A 17,869-nucleotide genomic window follows, 5' to 3' on the forward strand; every position below is an offset into this window, starting at 1 on the left:
ATTGCTTACTTTATATGCCCTTGTTAAGAATGAATGTATTAAAATGATTAAGAAAAAACGCTTTTATGTTATCCTACTTATACTTCTTGCATTAATCCCTATGTTCACTTATGCTCAAATGCGAGTTGCCAAAAATACACAAAAGCAGTTTGGTACGACGGACTGGAAGGCGGATCAACGGCAGAAAATTGCCGACTGGGAAAAGCGTTTAAGCTCAGCACGAACGCCGGATGAGTGGAAACAACAGCTTAGAGTGCAAATTCAAATCGCTAACTATTATCTTGAAAAGGATGTAGATCCGAGTACACCGAATGCGGTTACTTTTACACGCGAGTTTGTGAAAAATGCGGTTGGTTTATTCATTCCGCTCATTATCATGGTCATTTCCGCTGACATCGTATCATCTGAGCATTCTACGGGGACTATTAAATTATTGTTGACAAGACCGGTCCGGCGATGGAAAATCCTATTGAGTAAATTAATTACGGTTGTCTTCTTTACTTCGCTAACGGTATTGTCCACTGGCGTCTTATGTTATTTGATTTCTGGGGTTGTTTTCGGCTATAACGGTTGGACGATGCCGGTATTTACAGGTATTAAGCTGACAGGTACGGAAGTGGATTTCAGTCTTGTACGTGCAGTTGATCAATGGTTCTTTCTTATCATGGAGTTTGGATTGGTTTGGTTCTCAGCATTAGTCGTAGCACTCATGTCACTAATGCTATCCGTTCTCATTCGTTCCACAGCAGCAGGTATGGGGGTCATGCTTGCCGTATTAATATCAGGAACCATTCTTTCGAACATGGTGTCGTCTTGGGAAACTGCGAAATATTTGTTTATGGTCAATTTGGACTTAACTAAATATTTAACAGGAGGCCTTCCGCCAATTAAAGGGATGGACTTGACCTTCTCACTTAGCGTTTTAAGTGTGTGGGCGATCGCTTCACTTATTGTTTCATTTACGGTATTTTCACGAAAAGATGTTTTGAATTAACGGTTATATTAGATAAAGGAGGGCTTCAATGTCCGAGCAGCTAGAATTTGCGAAAGGAATAGCCCCAACGTCGAATTATGAGGCTGATGATATACAAGTCCTGGAAGGGCTTGTAGCGGTTCGTAAAAGACCAGGGATGTATATTGGTAGTACAAGTGCATCGGGTCTACATCATCTGATCTGGGAGATCGTGGACAATGCGGTTGACGAGCATCTTGCCAAACATTGTTCCAAGATTAATGTGACGATACATAAAGATCAGTCCATTACGGTTCAGGATAATGGTAGGGGGATTCCAACCGGAATGCATAAGACCGGCGTGCCAACTCCACAAGTTGTATTTACTATTTTACATGCCGGCGGCAAATTTGGTGGAACAGGCTATAAGAAGTCTGGCGGACTACATGGTGTTGGCGCATCGGTAACAAATGCTCTATCCGAATGGCTGGAAGTAGAAATTTACCGAGATAGCAAGGTGCATAAAATGCGCTTTGAATACTGGGTCGACGATTCAGGGATCGAGCACGTGGGTGAACCGGTTACCGGACTTGAGGTCGTAGGAAATACCAATCGCACAGGAACGAAAGTAACTTTCAAGCCTGACAAACGCGTATTTCAAGGCGGAACAACCATAAACTACGATACTTTAGCTGAACGTCTGCAAGAAATTGCTTTCCTCAACTCAGGACTTCTCGTAAACTTGAAAGACGAACGGTCTGATAAGCTAGACACTTTCCAATATGAGGGTGGCGCGAGTCAATTTGTTGAATTCCTGAATGAGGAGAAAACAGTTCTTCATCCTGTGATTCACTTTGCTTCAGAAAAGGATGAAATCGAAGTAGAGGTAGCCCTGCAATACAATGATGGCTACACGGAAACGATTGCTTCCTTCGTAAACTCAATCCCTACTCGCGGCGGCGGTACGCATGAGACCGGCTTTAAGACAGCTTATACACGTGTCATGAATGAATATGCCCGTAAAGGGGGCATTATCAAAGAAAAAGAAAAAAATCTTGATGGTACCGACCTTCGTGAAGGTATGATGGTTGTTATCAATATCAAGATGGGTGATGTCGAATTCGTTGGTCAAACGAAAGATCAGCTTGGAAGCGCTAATGCAAGAAGTGCAGTGGATGCGGTTGTTTCTGATAAAATGACTGTTTTCTTGGAGGAAAATCCGCAAATTGCGCAAATGATGCTGAAGAAGGCTGTACAAGCTTCCAAAGCACGGGAAGCTGCTCGTAAGGCGCGGGAAGAAATTCGCAGCGGTAAAAAAGGAAAGAGTGAGAGCTCGAACCTGAATGGTAAGCTAACCCCTGCACAATCGAAGGATTTGCAACGCAATGAGTTGTTCATTGTCGAAGGAGATTCCGCCGGCGGTTCAGCGAAGCAAGGACGTGATTCCAAGCACCAGGCAATACTGCCGCTCAAAGGAAAACCGATGAATCCCGAGAAATCCAAGCTTCTCGATATTATGAAAAATGATGAATACAAAGCGATCATCGCCGCCATTGGGGCTGGAGTTGGCTCTGAATTCGAATCCGAAGAGATGAATTACGGCAAAATTATTATTATGACAGATGCAGACACAGACGGTGCGCACATTCAGGTCCTGCTTTTGACCTTCTTTTACCGCTATATGAAGCCATTGATCGATCAGGGTAAAGTGTTTATCGCACAACCACCACTTTATAAAGTGACTAGAAAAGGCAAGAATGGTGGATACAAGTACGCTTGGACCGACGATCAACTACAGGTTGTTGTCAAAGAACTTGGTAAGAATACCGAGCTGCAGCGTTATAAAGGTCTTGGTGAGATGAATCCGGAGCAGTTGTGGGAAACGACGATGAATCCGGAAAGCCGTACCTTGCTGCAAGTACAGATTGAAGATCCCGCTAAAGCGGAACGACGAGTAACAACATTGATGGGTGATAAGGTAGATCCACGCAAGCGGTGGATTATCGAGAACGTCGATTTTACCGAATATGTAGAGTAGACCAAAAAGAGTGGTGAATGAAAGATGAACATATTAGAAGAGTTTTTACCTGCCTTTCTGGAGGAGATCGTTGGCGATCGTTTCGGGCGTTATTCTAAATATATTATTCAGGATCGCGCGATTCCAGATGTAAGGGATGGTTTGAAGCCTGTACAACGACGTGTATTGTACGCGATGTACGATTCAGGCAATACCCCTGATAAGCCTTATCGCAAATCGGCCAAAACCGTCGGTGATGTCATGGGGAATTACCATCCGCATGGAGATGCCTCCATTTATGATGGTATGGTTCGTATGGCGCAGCCTTGGAAGATGGGCCATACACTTGTGGATGGCCATGGAAACTGGGGATCACTAGATGATGATCCGCCCGCAGCTATGCGTTACACAGAGGCTAGACTTTCTGAGATCGCAATGGAACTTCTGCGCGATATTGAGAAACGTACGGTCATGTTCAAGGATAATTTCGATAATTCTACGAAGGAGCCTGTCGTGCTCCCTGCGCGGTATCCGAACTTACTCGTGAATGGTGTTAGCGGGATTTCGGCTGGGTTCGCAACGGAAATTCCACCTCATAATTTACGTGAAATCATTGATGCCTGCACAGCCATGATCGACAAGCCTGAGATTACAGTCGAAGAATTAATGACGATCGTCAAAGGCCCCGATTTTCCGACTTCCGGCATTATCATGGGTGAAGATGGCATTCGCGAAGCTTATCGCACGGGGAAAGGCCGTATTTACATACGTTCCAAAACAGCGATAGAAGATATGCGCGGCGGCAGACAACAGATTGTAATCACGGAAATTCCTTATCAAGTTGTCAAATCTCGACTGGTTACTGCCATGGAGAACATTCGGCTTGAGAAGAAAATCGAAGGTATTGCCGAAGTACGTGATGAAAGCGGTCGTAATGGGTTACGTATTGTCGTGGAGCTTAAGAAGGAAGCCGATGCCCAGGGTATTTTGGCTTACTTACTGAAGAAGACAGACTTGCAAGTGACCTACAATTTCAATATGGTTGCAATTGTGAATAAAGCGCCTCGTCAATTAGGTATTCGTGAAATTCTTGAAGCTTACATTGGTCATCAAAAGGAAGTTGTTACGTTCCGTTCTCAATACGAGCTCGAGAAAGCCGAAGACCGCGCACATGTGTTAGAGGGACTTGTCAAAGCTCTTAACATTCTGGACGAAGTTATCGCAACGATTAAAGCTTCCAAGAATCGGCAAGATGCGCAAAATAACCTTGTTGAGAAGTTTGGATTTTCAGAGCGACAAGCAGATGCTATTCTTGTTTTGCAATTATACCGATTAACGAATTTAGAAATTACAACGCTTGAAAAAGAGTTGAAAGATGTAGAGAAAACGATTGCCTATTTACGTGGTATTCTTGGCAGCTTGAAGAAGTTGTTAGGTGTTATCAAAGATGAAATGGGTGAAATTCGTAAGAAATATGGCATCGACCGCCGCTCGGATATCCAGGGTGAAGTGGAAGAGTTGAAGGTTAATCTCGAGGTACTTGTGAACGCGGAAGATGTCCTCGTTACGTTATCCAATGAAGGTTACCTGAAACGGACGAGCAAGCTTTCGTTCACACGATCAGGCGGAGAACTCGAAAATACAGGACTGAAGGAAGGCGATTACTTGCGCTTCCTGCTCGACGTGAATACGATCGAAAGCTTGCTGATCTTCACGAAGAAGGGGCAATATTACTTGCTGCCTGTCCACCAAGTGCCTGAGTATAAGTGGAAAGAGAACGGCACCGCGATTGTGAATGTCATTCCTATTGCCAAGGAAGATCGCATCGTTAACGTTATTCCGGTCAAGGGCTTTGAGGATCCGACCAAGTCGCTTGTATTCGTCACACGCAAAGGACAAGTGAAGCGTACAGAGCTGAAAGAATATATGACGAACCGCTCAAACGGAATCGTGGCTTGTAAAATCGGTGAGAATGACGAAGTCCTTCAAGTACATCTAAGTGACAATACGAAGGAAATCTTGCTTGTCACAAAGCAGGGCATGAGTATCCGTTTCCGTGAGGAGGAAGTGAACCCGATGGGCCGTGCGGCCGCTGGTGTGCGCGGCATCCAACTCAAGGATGACGATGAAGTCGTCTCAGCCGAGTGGATTTATGGGGATGAGGGAGAAGTGTTGGTCATCTCGGACCTCGGGTATGCGAAGCGTTCCCTAGTCGTGGACTATCCGATCCAAGGACGCGGCGGGAAGGGCATACTTACCTTCGAATTTAAAGAAGGCAAGCGTGTGAGACCTAATGGTTCAGCGTTAATTCGCACATTTATCGTGAAAATGGATTATCTCATTACTGCCGTCATGAGTAATGGGGAGAAGCTGCGTTTCTCAACAGAGACAGCACCTCTGGAGGATCGAAAAGCACAAGGTAAACAACTTATACCTGTTTCCAAAACAGATGCGATCGTAGAGATCCTGAGATTCCCTCAATCATAGCTGACTGTAGGTGGATCCAGCTTCTCAATGAGCATAAAAGCTAACTCCAATAGGACCCACAGGGGCATCGGTTCGTCTAATCGATCCAGCCACTGTGGGTCTTTCATTATGCCAGCCTCCAGTGCCTTTTTGCCAAGCTCTATTTTCCAAGCTTCCACCTTAAACCACTCCTTTGAGTTTTCTAAGAAAACTAGCCTCGTAAGATAGACTTTTTGTGATAATTACGAAGCCATAGAAACTGTTTTCGTTAGTAAAAAATGTACATACCTGCATCACAGTATATGTAAGAAGTGGGCGAGGTGTTAAAAGAAGTCGAGAAGCTTGGGCGATTTCTTGTTAATCGGACAAAGTAATGGAGGGATCGACAGCAAGCCACAGCATGTCTCAAACGGTGCAGCTTTTGTCTGAAAATATTAATGGCATTAACCTTTAAACCAAAGAAAAGGCATGCTATACTTGCCTTAGGAGATGTTGGAAGCGAGTTGATGAGGTTGTATTCCGATGAATTTGGGAAGCTATGGTTGAAATTGTCTAAGGAATTGAAAAACCAGATGGAGGTAGGTTTAGCACCTACCATTACGGAAGGACAGCTTAACGTGTTAGAGCTGCTTATGACGAATGAACGGATGAAGCCTTCTGATTTAATCGAATATTTATCCACAACGCCTGCAGCTGTGACAACACTATTAGATCGGATGGAGAAAAGTGAATTGATCGTAAGAGAGCGGGATGAGAAGGACCGCCGTATCGTTTGGGTCAACGTCACGGACAAAGGAAAGGCGGAATGCGAGAGAGGTATGAGAATCCGGGAACATCTTTTGGATTCATACCTGAGCCGCGTTTCCGCCCATAATCAGAAATTGCTTATTTATTTGCTTGGGAAGGTCGCCAATTAATAGCGACCCAAGGGTTTGAGACGAATTTACAACTCGGGGAGTGTAAATGCGCTCCATGGCCGCTGCATCGGCGGCAGCGACCGAAAGCGCAGCGTCTTTTTGAGCGTTGGATGCTCAAAGGCAAGAGCCGTGGCCCACAGCGCTAGCTGCTGGCCGGGTTTGTTGACCGCGCTGCCGTAGCGCTGGTCGCCGTAGAGCGTGCAGCCGATGGCTGCCAGCTGCACGCGGATCTGATGCGGCCGCCCGGTATGCAGCTTGATCTGGATCAAGCTGAGCCCTTCTTGGCTGCCGAGCAGCTTATAGTCCAGCACAGCCTCCTTGGCGTCCTGCTGGCCTTCTCTGACCACGCTGACGGTATTCGTCCGCGTGTCCTTCCAAAGAAAGTTGCGCAGCGTAGCGGACGGCTGTGGCGGCTTGCCGTGCACGACGGCGACGTACGTCTTGTCGAGCTGCCTCGATCTTACCGCGTCAGATAGTCGGGACGCGGCTTTTGACGTTTTGGCGAATACCATCACGCCGCCAACGGGACGATCAAGCCGGTGTACAAGCCCGAGGTATACATTGCCGGGCTTGTTATGACGGTGCTTCAGATCTGCCTTCAGCACATTCAGCAGATCAGGATCGCGTGAATCGTCTTCCTGCGTAGGCATGTTGACGGGCTTCTCAACCACAAGAATATGGTTGTCTTCGAACAGTATCGGAATTTGTGATGCTCCCGAGCCATCTCTAGATGCTGCCACCGTTACGCCTCCCAGCGTCCCAGAATACCGCAAGGGAGCATCAAGCCGGAGTGGGTGATCGGCAGGCCGATTTCGCCACTGGAGATCGTGCCGCCATGCTTGGCTTTCATCGCCATGCTTAAAATGTTCTGGAGCACAGTGGCCGAGATACCCGTTGTATAAGAGTTGATCAACAGGAACAACGGATTGTCCGTCAGAATCGATTGGCAAGTCTCAATGAAAGGGAAGAGGTCATCTTCTAATTTCCAAGTCTCACCATTGGGTCCGCGTCCGTAGGAGGGAGGATCCATGATAATCGCATCGTATTTGCTTCCGCGGCGCTGTTCTCTTTGTACGAATTTGAATACGTCATCCGTGATAAAACGAACAGGACGGCTGCCTAGGCCGCTCAGATGCAGATTTTCCTTAGCCCATTGAACGACTCCTTTGGAGGCATCCACATGGCAAACTTCGGCACCTGCGTAAGCGCAGGCCAGTGAAGCTCCACCTGTATAAGCAAACAGGTTTAGTACCTTGATGGGACGTCCGGCTCCTTGGATTTTGTCCATCATCCATTTCCAGTTGACTGCTTGCTCAGGGAATAAGCCCGTATGCTTGAAACTGGTTGGCTTAATATAGAAGGACAACTTCTGGTCATAGTTAATCGTCCAGCGCTCAGGAAGCTCTGCGTGCTGCTCCCATTGTCCGCCGCCACTGGAGCTGCGATGATAATGGGCGTCAGCTTGACGCCATGCCGGCGTTTCTTTTTGTAACGGCCAAATGATTTGTGGGTCTGGCCTTCTCAGGACGATCGTGCCCCATCGCTCGAGCTTTTCGCCGCCGCCTGTATCGAGGAGCTCATAATCAACCCAGTCTTTTGCATAAAACATGCTGCATTCCATCCTTCAACTTGTATACTTTAACAAACATTCATTGTACACCATTTATTGACCTAAATCGATCTTTTCAATCAAATCATTCAGTTCTTTTTCTGCAAATTGTTGAAATTGCTGTTGTTCAAGCGCAGCTTTCAGCTGTTCTTTCACAGAATCAAAAGATTTAACGGATCTGGCTTCTACTTTAATAACGTGATAGCCGAAATCTGTCGCGATGGGGTCACCAATTGTTCCGATCGTTTGCTCGATAGCTGCTTTCTTAAACTCGGGTACCCACTGACTTACATCGGCATCCGCATAAAGACCACCAGCATCTTTAGAACCTGGGTCATCTGAGAATTCTTTGGCCAGTTTGGCGAAATCTTCACCGTTCTTTAATTTCTGTTGAACTTCTTTAGCACGTTTAAGTGCTTCCTCTTTCGTACGAAGAACTTTGTTATCTGAGCTTGATGGGTCATTCAATCCAATCAAAATGTGACGCACGGAGGCAATGGTATAAGCATCTTTATCTACTTTGAGTGTTTCATCATATTTAGTTTTTAACTGGGCATCGGAAATACTGGACTTGATGTAATTTTGTGCACCGATGCTGCCCACTAAAAAGTACTGAAGATCCGATTCCTTTACATTCACCTTTTTCAAATCATCCTGAAACTTCGCTTCGCCAAATTGGTTTTTCCAAGCAGCGATTTGCTTAACAGCACCGTCTTTGGCAGCGTTCTGGTCTGCCTCAGATGCTTTACCGAAAAGAATTCGGTTTTGAATGAGTTGTCTTATCACACTTTTTTGGTACTCTGGGTCATCTTTAGAGGCAGCATGGCCTCCATTGAAGAGCGCTTGCAAAGCAAAGAAAGTATCAAATTCACCCTTGGTCACGATTCCACCCTTGTAGTTTGCAACCACATGCCTAGGATTGTTGCCGATCCAAATGGTTTCATTTTCTTCGTCCCACTCAACCTTTTTCCCAAGAGCTTCACTTACAAATCTAAGGGGTACATAGGTAGAACCTTCATAAATAAATCCTTTAGCTTCGGAAGGCGCTTTCTCAACACCGTCAAACATATACTTAAGACTTCGGAATGCTACTTCAATTTGACTGTTTGCTGCGAATGCTACGGTTCCGCTTAATACGGAACCGATCGTTAGACCAACGATAAGTCCCTTTACTTTATCTTTCATTATTAGTGTTCCACCTCTCGATATAATGTCCCTCAAATAATTCACCAACGGTTGAGTAATTTCCTTTTTTTTTTAATGTAAAAATGAAGGATTCTTTGCTTGCTTGTTGTATTTGTTACGTAAGGTGATTATAAGTAAAATCCAGTTTTGACGAAATCAGGTCGATTTAAGGAGGGATAACGTGGGGGCAAATGTTGGTATACCTAGCTCAGAAGATTTGTTTCTGCTTCATGAAGGATCCCTTTACCACAGTTATCGCATCTTAGGGGCGCATGTAAGCAAAACAAAAGGGCAAGAGGGAGTTCGTTTTGCCGTATGGGCACCTCATGCCAAACAGGTTTACTTGCTTGGTGATTTCAACAGTTGGCAATCTGGGACACATCGTTTGGAGAAGTTTAGTACACTTGGCGTATGGATATTGTTCGTTCCAGAAGCAAGTGAAGGCGATTATTACAAGTTTGAAATTCATAGCGAGACAGGCCAGATTTTGTTGAAAGCAGACCCATATGCCTTTTATTCGGAGTTACGTCCGGGTACCGCATCGCGTGTTGTTGATCTAGAAGGTTACGAATGGAAGGATCAGGCATGGCAGCAGCAGAAAAAGGAAAGTCCCGCTTACAATAAGCCACTATCCATTTATGAGGTTCATCTGGGTACGTGGCGCAAAAAGGACCGACATAGTGAAGATTTATATACCTATGATCAGCTTTCTGAAGAGCTAGTGGATTACGCAGTTGAAATGGGGTATACGCACATTGAATTAATGCCGTTGGCGGAGCATCCGTTTGACCGCTCTTGGGGCTATCAAGCAACAGGCTATTTCTCCGTAACCAGCCGCCACGGTACTCCGAAGGAATTCATGCATTTCGTTGATCGGTGTCATCAGAAGGGTATCGGGGTCATAATGGATTGGGTCCCTGGCCATTTCTGTAAGGACAGTCATGGACTCAGGCAGTTTGATGGGAAGCCGCTGTATGAATATGAAGACCCTCGCAAAGCTGAGAAGCTGGAATGGGGTACACTTACTTTCGATTTTGGTCGACCCGAGGTTCAAAGTTTCTTAATCTCAAATGCTGTATTTTGGATGGACATGTATCATATTGATGGGATTAGAGTAGATGCTGTGGCTTCTATGCTGCATTTGAATTTTGGCAGATGGAGCGAGGAACCGATCAAGAATCAATGGGGTGGGGATGACAATCCCGAAGCGATCGCATTCCTGCGCAAGCTGAATCAGGCCGTCTTCTCCTTCTACCCTGATGCGCTGATGATGGCTGAGGATTCTACCGATTGGCCGCTCGTTACTGCGCCTGTCCACGATGGAGGACTCGGATTTAATTATAAGTGGAATATGGGCTGGATGAACGATATGCTGCGTTATATGAAATTAGATCCGATTAACCGCAAGTATCATCACAAGCTGATCACGTTCTCATTCATGTATGCCTTTAGTGAAAATTATGTACTGCCGCTTTCGCACGACGAAGTGGTGCATGGTAAACGTTCACTCCTTCATAAGATGCCAGGCGATTATTGGCAGAAATTTGCTAACCTGCGCGTTCTATATGGGTATATGACAGGTCACCCTGGTAAAAAGCTGCTGTTTATGGGCAGTGAATTCGGGCAATTCGACGAATGGAAGGATCTAGAGGAGCTTGACTGGTTTTTACTTGAAGGATACGAAAAACATAGTCAAATGCATCATTATGTAAAGACACTTAATCAATTTTATTTGGACCAACCGGCGTTGTGGCAGTTGGATCATCATCAGGATGGGTTCGAGTGGATCAACCCTCATGATGAGAGCCAGAGCGTTGTGACCTTTATGCGCAAAGGGAAATTGCCTGAGGATGACTTGATTCTCGTCTGTAATTTCACCCCTGTGGTACACCCGGATTACCGAATTGGTGTTCCGCGGCATGGTGTGTACGAAGTCGTATTTAACAGCGATGCACCCGAGTTTGGCGGTTCTGGACAAGGTAACTCAGAGCCTATATCCAGTGAAAAGCGTTCATGGCACGGGCAGCCGAATAGTTTAGCGTTGTGTATTCCGCCGCTTGCGGCTGTTTATATAAAATGTGTGAGTGAATTCCAAACTGTGATTGACGAAGTTGAAGGGGGAAATCAGATATGCGCAGTAAAGAATGTGTTGCCATGCTCCTTGCTGGAGGAGAAGGACGAAGATTAGGCGTTCTGACGAACAATTTAGCCAAGCCAGCCGTTCATTTTGGCGGGAAGTATCGTATCATTGATTTTACCCTCAGCAATTGTACGAATTCAGGGATCGACACCGTTGGTGTTCTAACGCAGTATCAACCTCTCGTACTCAATACGTATATTGGGATTGGAAGCTCGTGGGACCTTGACCGCAAATATGGCGGTGTGACGGTGTTGCCTCCGTTCATGGAACAAAAAGGCGGGGATTGGTATAAAGGAACCGCGAATGCCATTTATCGCAATATCGGCTTTATTGAGCAATATGATCCCGAATATGTTTTGGTCATCTCGGGTGATCACATTTATAAAATGGACTATGATCTGATGCTGTCTTACCACAAAGAGAAGAAAGCCGACGCAACGATTGCTGTCATTGAAGTTAAATGGGAGGAAACGAACCGATTCGGTATCATGAGCGTCAATGACAAACAAGAAATAACTGAATTTGCAGAAAAACCGAAAGAAGCGAACAGTAACTTGGCTTCGATGGGCATTTATATTTTTAATTGGAGCGTATTGAAGTCTTATCTGCTCGAGGATGAAGAAAATCCTAACTCCAGCAAAGATTTTGGTAAAGATATTATTCCAATGATGCTGAAAGATGAGGCGAGAATGTTCGCTTATCCATTTGATGGCTACTGGAAAGATGTAGGTACGATCGATAGTCTGTGGGAAGCGAACATGGACCTGTTGGACGACAATAATGAGCTTAATTTAAATGATAAGGACTGGCGGGTATACTCCCAAAATCCTTACCAGCCGGCTCAGTATGTGGCGCCAACTGCGAATATAAAGCGTTCCCTCGTGAATGAAGGCTGCGCGATATTCGGGGATGTCGATCATTCCGTTTTGTTCTTCGGTGTACAGGTTGGCGAAGGAAGCCAGATTCGCGATTCCGTCATTATGCCTAATGCCAAAATTGGTAATAACGTAACAATTAATAAAGCGATTATTGGCGAAAACACGGTCGTTGAAGACGGTGCTGTGGTAGATGGCAAAGGGGAAATTGTACTTATTGGTGGCAATGAGCGGATATCAGGGAATGCCAATCAGAAGGGATGATGTCGAGTGAAACATGTGATGGGTGTCATTAATTTAGTGAATGAACCGGATGATTTGGAGGAACTGACCTACTTTCGTTGCCCAGCATCCGTGCCGTTCGGCGGCCGGTATCGATTAATTGATTTTACATTGTCCAATATGGTGAATTCCGGCATTGATAATGTTGCAGTATTCACTCAACATAAATATCGTTCACTCATGGATCATTTGGGTTCTGGGAAAGAATGGGATTTGGACCGGAAGCGTGGCGGCTTGTTCGTGCTTCCATCTGTGCTCAATGAACCAACAGGCATTTCACGTGGTGATTTATACCAATTCTATAGCCATAGAGATTATTTCTATCGTGGTAAAGAAGAGCTTGTTATTATTTCACGAAGCCACATGGTATGCAACCTTGATCTGCGTGACGCTGTACGTTATCACGAGGATACACAAGCAGACATTACGGTTATCTATAAGCAAACAGATGAGGATATTCAAGGGAAATTCCGTCGGTTAGCGGTCAAGGATAGCGGGCAAGTGACTCTCATGGAGGATCACACAGGTAGATTGCGTACAAACAACATTTCAATGGAAATGTACATCATGAGCAAAGCGCTGCTGCTGGATATGGTTGAATCTTGCTTAGCGCAAGGTTACGATCATTTGGTCCGCGATGGCATTATGAAAAACATTGATAAGCTCAGTGTGTATGGATACAAATTCGAAGGTCATGTAGGGATTGTAAACTCGATTCAAGGCTACTACAAGCACAGTATGCAGCTGCTTAATCCGGCGATTTGGAGAGAGCTCTTCTTCCAGAAAAACCTGATTTACACGAAGGTTAAAGATGAACCGCCTGCGAAGTACTTGGATACCGCAGCAGCTAAAAACGCGCTCATCGCAAACGGCTGCGTCATCGAAGGTAAAGTGGAAAACAGTATCCTGTTCCGTGGTGTGAAGATCCGTAAAGGCGCGTACGTGAAGAACAGCATCATTCTCCAAAACTGTGAGATTGAGGAGAATGTGATCATTGAGAATGCAATCCTGGATAAGGATGTCTTCATTAGTCGTGGACGTGTCTTAACTGGAGATAACAAAGCACCATTCATTGCTGCGAAAACAAAAGTGATCTAGATCAAATAAAATTGAAAAGTCAGCTTTCAGAAGCCTAGAAGCTTGAACGATTACCTGAGTTCCTGGCATTTGTTCGAGCTTCGACACCGACCAATCATTCTGAATAAGCTTCGTTTTGCATAAGGTGGCTTTTCAAACATCCATTGGAGGAGTAGGAAGATGAAAGTACTATTTGCCGCATCTGAGGCTGTTCCTTTTATTAAAACAGGCGGTCTAGCTGACGTAATTGGCTCGTTGCCTAAGGAGCTTACTCGTCAAGGACTGGATGTACGGGTTATTTTACCTAAGTATGGCGATATCCCTGCTGTTTATCGGGAAGCAATGACGAAGGTAGTCGCATTTGATGTCTACATCGGTTGGAGAAAGCAATACATCGGAATAGAGATGCTTCAACTTGATGGAGTCACCTTTTACTTCGTGGATAATGAGTTTTATTTCAAGCGTCCAGGCATTTATGGTTACGGTGACGAGGCGGAGCGTTTTGGGTTCTTCTGCAGAGGGATTATTGAGGCGCTCCCGTTACTTGATTTCCAGCCGGATGTGATTCATTGCCATGATTGGCAAACAGGTATGATTCCTGTGCTGCTGAAGGCACATTATCAACATCTCCCTTTCTATAGCGAGATGAAGACGATGTCTACCGTTCATAACTTGAAATACCAAGGTGTGTTTGATCAATCCTTATTAAAAGATTTGTTCGGTTTATCAGACGATCATTTCTCAGGAACTGCGCTTGAATTGCATGGTGGCGCAAGCTTTCTCAAAGGCGGGCTCCTCTATTCAGATCAAATAACAACGGTAAGTCAGACCTATGCGGAGGAAATTCAAACACCTTTTTATGGTGAATTTCTGGACAGCCTGCTGCGTCATCGCAAAGATCAGTTAACGGGCATCGTGAATGGCATTGATTATGATGTGTTCGATCCAATGACTGATTCACATCTAGTTGTGAATTATCGAGATTCCTTACCGAAGAAGCAGCAGAATAAGTTAGCTCTGCAGGAGCGCTTGGGTCTGCCTGTCAATGCAGATGTACCGATGATTGCGTTGGTCACTCGCTTGGTGCAGCAAAAAGGGCTTGATCTCATCCAGCATGTCATTTCAGAGATTCTCGCTTTGGATATTCAACTCGTCGTTCTCGGTACTGGTGACTATGGGTATGAGCAAATGTTCCGTTATGCGGCTCAGACACATCCAGATAAGGTGTCTGCTCAAATCTACTTCGATGAATCATTAGCACATCAAATCTATGCCGCATCTGACTTATTCTTGATGCCGTCACAATTCGAGCCTTGTGGGATTGGGCAGTTGATAGCACTTCGTTATCGATCTGTACCTATTGTCAGAGAAACAGGCGGACTGAAGGATACCGTGCAGCCTTACAATGAGTTCACGGGTGAGGGAACCGGATTCACATTCAGCAACTATAACGCGCATGACATGCTGCATATCATTCGCCGTGCTGTATTTTTCTACAAGAATGATAGAGATGCATGGCTGAAAATTCAGCAAAATATGAAAAAATGCGATTTCAGCTGGAAAAAGTCAGCCCAGCAGTATATTGCACTTTATAAAGAAATGGTTAGTAGCAACGATTAAAAGGAGACTGGAGGCATGATGCTTCCAGTCTCTTCTATCTAGTTCCTCTTCATTTTATCTCTAATCGTGTCGATAAAGACATTACCGGGTGAAATTTTTTAGGAGAGGCAGTTGTTCATAATGAGCCGGACTGAGGTATGTTTAACGGATGCAGATATGTACCACTGCATGTTGTTTCAAACACCTGTAGAGGTGTGGTTTGATGGTGAATTGGAAGATGCAGGTTCATTGATCGAAGCTTATTCGGATGATGTCATTAAAGTGGGCGGCGTTTATTATTTGCGAAAACTGTGCCTAATTAAGAAAATAGCATAAAGGATAGCTTGTAAATGACCTCTTATTCACCTCGTGAATAGGGGGTCTTTTCCTAATTTGTCGAAATTCAGGTATAATAGTGAAGAGCTGATATAAATGGTTTGGAGTGGTGTTATGGACTGGCTATCGCATGTACTAACTGTCGTTTTTGTGATCAATATTTTACTCGCCATAACGGTTGTGTTCTTAGAACGCCGAAATGTGGCGGCAACTTGGTCATGGCTCATGGTGCTCTTATTCATTCCGATTCTCGGATTCCTGCTCTACGTGATGCTCGGACAAAATTTGAGCCGCAGAAAGCTTTATAAATGGAACCGCCGTATGCTGGAAAGAGTGCAAACCGTCATTTCAGAGCAGCGGGAACAGCTGATCGACGGGACGCTGCCCTATATTGATCCAATGGTAAGTCAATATCGAGATTTGATTTATCTGAATGTCGCAACGAATGATGCGTTCCTCACGCAAGATAATGGCGTACATATTTTCACAGACGGTGTGGCTAAATTCAGTGATTTACTGATGAAAATAGAAGCTGCTGAGTCCCATATACATATGCAGTATTATATCGTTAAGAATGATTCGTTGGGTCAGAAGATCATGGAAGCTCTCACGAGGAAAGCGGAGCAGGGTGTCCATGTTAAATTCTTATATGACGATATTGGCTCAAGGTCCTTGAAGGATTCCTTTTTTCGTGATTTCCTAAAGGCTGGCGGGCAAAAAGCCGCATTTTTCCCATCGCGAATTCCATTTCTTAACTATCGGGTAAATTATCGCAATCATCGTAAATTGGTCATCATTGATGGACAGATTGGCTACATGGGTGGATTCAATGTTGGTAATGAATATCTGGGTTTAGACCCGAGATTTGGGTACTGGCGAGATACACACCTTCGTTTAACTGGAAGCGTTGTTCGCGCTTTGCAGTCTAGATTTATTCTGGATTGGAACTTAGCATCCGTGCAGCAAATGGAAGTTGAACCGGAGTATTTTCCCGATAATACGGAAGCCAATAGCCTGGAACAGGTGCCCATGCAAATTGTGGCAAGTGGACCCAATGAAGCATGGCCGCATTTCGTGTATACATTCCTAAAAATGATTCACATGGCGAAGTGCAGAATCCTCTTGCAGACTCCTTATTTTATCCCTGAAGAAAGTATGTTGAATGCGCTGCGCATTGCTGCTCTATCAGGCATTGACGTTAGAATCATGATCCCTGAGAAAGCAGATCATTTGTTTGTTCATTGGGCTTCTTTGTATTATGTAGGAGAATTGCTGCGAGCTGGAGTGAAATGCTACTTATATGATCAAGGCTTTCTTCATGCGAAAACGATCATCGTCGATGGGCAGGTTGCCTCTGTTGGGACGGCCAACTTCGATATTCGCAGCCTCCGGCTTAATTTCGAGACTAACGCCTTGATGTATCATGCGGAGACGGCGAAGAAGCTGGAAAATACGTTCTGGAAGGATATGGAGGGCTGTATGGAGTTGACGTTAGAGGAATATGATAAGCGTTCCTTACGGATTCGGTTTCTGGAGTCCATATCGAAATTGGTTTCTCCCATATTGTAAGTGAAGGCGTAGCCTATGAAAAAAAAGGATATCCAATCATTTCTTGAGAAAGAAAGATTGAATATCCTTTTTGTATTGTTAAAAAGGTTAATTAATAAACCGATTCACCATTGTCATAGTTAAACTGCCATTGAATGCCGAATTTATCCTCTAGGCTGCCGTAGCATTTGCTCCAGAATGTTTCTTGAAGTTCCATGCCTACTTTGCCGCCTTCTTTCAACTTATGGAAGGCTGACTTCACTTCATCGATATCCTTACTCACTAAGGAAAGGCTAATGTTGTTACCAGCAACGAAAGGCATTCCCGGGAAAACATCGGAGAACATAACTGTACTTCCAGAAATGCTAAGGCGTGCATGCATAACTAAATTTTTGGCTTCCTCAGGAAGAGGAAAGGATGGGTCGGGTGGAGTATCTCCAAAGGTCATGATTTGTGGCTTGTCTAGTCCAAATACTTCTGCGTAATACTCAATGACTTCACGAGTGTTTCCATTAAAATTAAGATATACATCAATAGCCATTAAATTCACTCCTTAGATTAAGTGGTCTATCATTTCCATATTGTAACATTTAGCTGTTCTAAAACCAATATACCTGCGGATGAACAAATATAAAAATTATATGAATGAAATGGTTTGATGTATTCGAAGTTCTAATAGGTTATGGAGCAAAGTAGGAAGTAAAAAAAAATTAAAGGAGATGAGATTATTTGACAACTATTTTGATAATGATTATCATAATCAATAGAATCTTATCCTAAACGTCAGGAGATCGTGCATATGTTCGCCTTTGATCCAAGCATTATGCAAAACCGCCATCGTATTTGGCAGGGGACGACAGTCAGGA

15 protein-coding genes are annotated in these 17,869 nt (G+C 44.6%); 10 read left to right on the top strand and 5 right to left on the bottom strand.

From position 1 onward, the window contains the following. The first annotated feature begins 1 nt into the window (after position 1). From QFZ77_RS19295 to gyrA, 3 genes are read left to right on the top strand one after another with little or no spacing between them, the layout of a single operon-like run. Positions 2-994: an ABC transporter permease gene (locus QFZ77_RS19295; RefSeq protein WP_307441899.1), complete on the top strand. Its 993-nt coding sequence runs from the start codon at positions 2-4 to the stop codon at positions 992-994. Positions 995-1,022: 28 nt separating this feature from the next. Further along, positions 1,023-2,990: a DNA topoisomerase IV subunit B gene (gene parE / locus QFZ77_RS19300; RefSeq protein ID WP_307441901.1), complete on the top strand. Its 1,968-nt coding sequence runs from the start codon at positions 1,023-1,025 to the stop codon at positions 2,988-2,990. A gap of 24 nt (positions 2,991-3,014) precedes the next feature. Further along, positions 3,015-5,456: a DNA gyrase subunit A gene (gyrA, locus tag QFZ77_RS19305; protein ID WP_307441903.1), complete on the top strand. Its 2,442-nt coding sequence runs from the start codon at positions 3,015-3,017 to the stop codon at positions 5,454-5,456. On the opposite strand, the gene QFZ77_RS19310 is transcribed toward gyrA, so the two are convergent. Beyond that, positions 5,447-5,614 (bottom strand): hypothetical protein, encoded by a 168-nt coding sequence (locus tag QFZ77_RS19310; protein ID WP_200957347.1) that lies wholly within the window; start codon positions 5,612-5,614, stop codon positions 5,447-5,449. The two genes, gyrA and QFZ77_RS19310, sit on opposite strands and share 10 nt — an antisense overlap. Positions 5,615-5,947: 333 nt before the next feature. Here QFZ77_RS19310 and QFZ77_RS19315 point away from each other — a divergent pair, with 333 nt between their 5' ends. Next, positions 5,948-6,352 (top strand): MarR family winged helix-turn-helix transcriptional regulator, encoded by a 405-nt coding sequence (locus QFZ77_RS19315; protein ID WP_307449649.1) that lies wholly within the window; start codon positions 5,948-5,950, stop codon positions 6,350-6,352. Between the two features lie 26 nt (positions 6,353-6,378). On the opposite strand, the gene QFZ77_RS19320 is transcribed toward QFZ77_RS19315, so the two are convergent. From QFZ77_RS19320 to QFZ77_RS19330, 3 genes are read right to left on the bottom strand one after another with little or no spacing between them, the layout of a single operon-like run. After that, on the bottom strand, positions 6,379-7,092 hold the full coding sequence (locus QFZ77_RS19320; protein WP_307441905.1) for an RluA family pseudouridine synthase: 714 nt from the start codon (positions 7,090-7,092) through the stop codon (positions 6,379-6,381). A 2-nt stretch (positions 7,093-7,094) separates the two neighbouring features. After that, on the bottom strand, positions 7,095-7,961 hold the full coding sequence (locus tag QFZ77_RS19325) for a class I SAM-dependent methyltransferase (protein WP_307441906.1): 867 nt from the start codon (positions 7,959-7,961) through the stop codon (positions 7,095-7,097). Positions 7,962-8,015: 54 nt separating this feature from the next. Further along, positions 8,016-9,146 (bottom strand): peptidylprolyl isomerase, encoded by a 1,131-nt coding sequence (locus tag QFZ77_RS19330; RefSeq protein ID WP_307441908.1) that lies wholly within the window; start codon positions 9,144-9,146, stop codon positions 8,016-8,018. A 181-nt stretch (positions 9,147-9,327) separates the two neighbouring features. On the opposite strand from QFZ77_RS19330, the gene glgB reads away from it, so the two are divergent. The 6 genes from glgB to cls all read left to right on the top strand — a co-directional run bounded on the left by glgB (position 9,328) and on the right by cls (position 17,024). Next, positions 9,328-11,334: a 1,4-alpha-glucan branching protein GlgB gene (glgB, locus tag QFZ77_RS19335; RefSeq protein WP_307441909.1), complete on the top strand. Its 2,007-nt coding sequence runs from the start codon at positions 9,328-9,330 to the stop codon at positions 11,332-11,334. Continuing rightward, positions 11,277-12,425 carry a glucose-1-phosphate adenylyltransferase gene (locus QFZ77_RS19340; protein ID WP_307441911.1) on the top strand — a complete coding sequence of 383 codons (1,149 nt, stop codon included), beginning with the start codon at positions 11,277-11,279 and terminating at the stop codon, positions 12,423-12,425. Before glgB ends, QFZ77_RS19340 begins: the two co-directional genes overlap by 58 nt. 6 nt (positions 12,426-12,431) lie before the next feature. Beyond that, positions 12,432-13,541, top strand: a complete 1,110-nt coding sequence (gene glgD / locus QFZ77_RS19345) for a glucose-1-phosphate adenylyltransferase subunit GlgD (protein WP_047674386.1) — start codon at positions 12,432-12,434, stop codon at positions 13,539-13,541. Between the two features lie 159 nt (positions 13,542-13,700). Continuing rightward, a complete protein-coding gene (glgA, locus tag QFZ77_RS19350) occupies positions 13,701-15,140 on the top strand; it encodes a glycogen synthase GlgA (protein WP_307441913.1) in 1,440 nt (479 codons plus the stop codon). A 120-nt stretch (positions 15,141-15,260) separates the two neighbouring features. Then, positions 15,261-15,455: a hypothetical protein gene (locus tag QFZ77_RS19355; RefSeq protein WP_171692658.1), complete on the top strand. Its 195-nt coding sequence runs from the start codon at positions 15,261-15,263 to the stop codon at positions 15,453-15,455. A gap of 114 nt (positions 15,456-15,569) precedes the next feature. Next, complete coding sequence (gene cls / locus QFZ77_RS19360) at positions 15,570-17,024, top strand: cardiolipin synthase (protein WP_307441915.1); 1,455 nt, start codon at positions 15,570-15,572, stop codon at positions 17,022-17,024. A gap of 91 nt (positions 17,025-17,115) precedes the next feature. Here the strand turns inward: cls and QFZ77_RS19365 are convergent, their stop codons facing one another. Then, positions 17,116-17,544, bottom strand: a complete 429-nt coding sequence (locus QFZ77_RS19365) for a VOC family protein (RefSeq protein WP_307441916.1) — start codon at positions 17,542-17,544, stop codon at positions 17,116-17,118. Positions 17,545-17,869 lie beyond the last annotated feature (325 nt).

Source organism: Paenibacillus sp. V4I3 (assembly GCF_030817215.1).
Taxonomy (GTDB): domain Bacteria; phylum Bacillota; class Bacilli; order Paenibacillales; family NBRC-103111; genus Paenibacillus_E.

What these genes read in the sequence shown, in the direction of transcription:
- gyrA (WP_307441903.1), top strand. Translation starts at nt 3,015, where the DNA reads ATGAACATATTAGAAGAGTTTTTACCTGCCTTTCTGGAGGAGATCGTT.
- QFZ77_RS19330 (WP_307441908.1), bottom strand. Translation starts at nt 9,146, where the DNA reads ATGAAAGATAAAGTAAAGGGACTTATCGTTGGTCTAACGATCGGTTCC.
- cls (WP_307441915.1), top strand. Translation starts at nt 15,570, where the DNA reads ATGGACTGGCTATCGCATGTACTAACTGTCGTTTTTGTGATCAATATT.
- QFZ77_RS19340 (WP_307441911.1), top strand. Translation starts at nt 11,277, where the DNA reads ATGCGCAGTAAAGAATGTGTTGCCATGCTCCTTGCTGGAGGAGAAGGA.
- QFZ77_RS19365 (WP_307441916.1), bottom strand. Translation starts at nt 17,544, where the DNA reads ATGGCTATTGATGTATATCTTAATTTTAATGGAAACACTCGTGAAGTC.
- QFZ77_RS19325 (WP_307441906.1), bottom strand. Translation starts at nt 7,961, where the DNA reads ATGTTTTATGCAAAAGACTGGGTTGATTATGAGCTCCTCGATACAGGC.
- QFZ77_RS19355 (WP_171692658.1), top strand. Translation starts at nt 15,261, where the DNA reads ATGAGCCGGACTGAGGTATGTTTAACGGATGCAGATATGTACCACTGC.
- parE (WP_307441901.1), top strand. Translation starts at nt 1,023, where the DNA reads ATGTCCGAGCAGCTAGAATTTGCGAAAGGAATAGCCCCAACGTCGAAT.
- glgA (WP_307441913.1), top strand. Translation starts at nt 13,701, where the DNA reads ATGAAAGTACTATTTGCCGCATCTGAGGCTGTTCCTTTTATTAAAACA.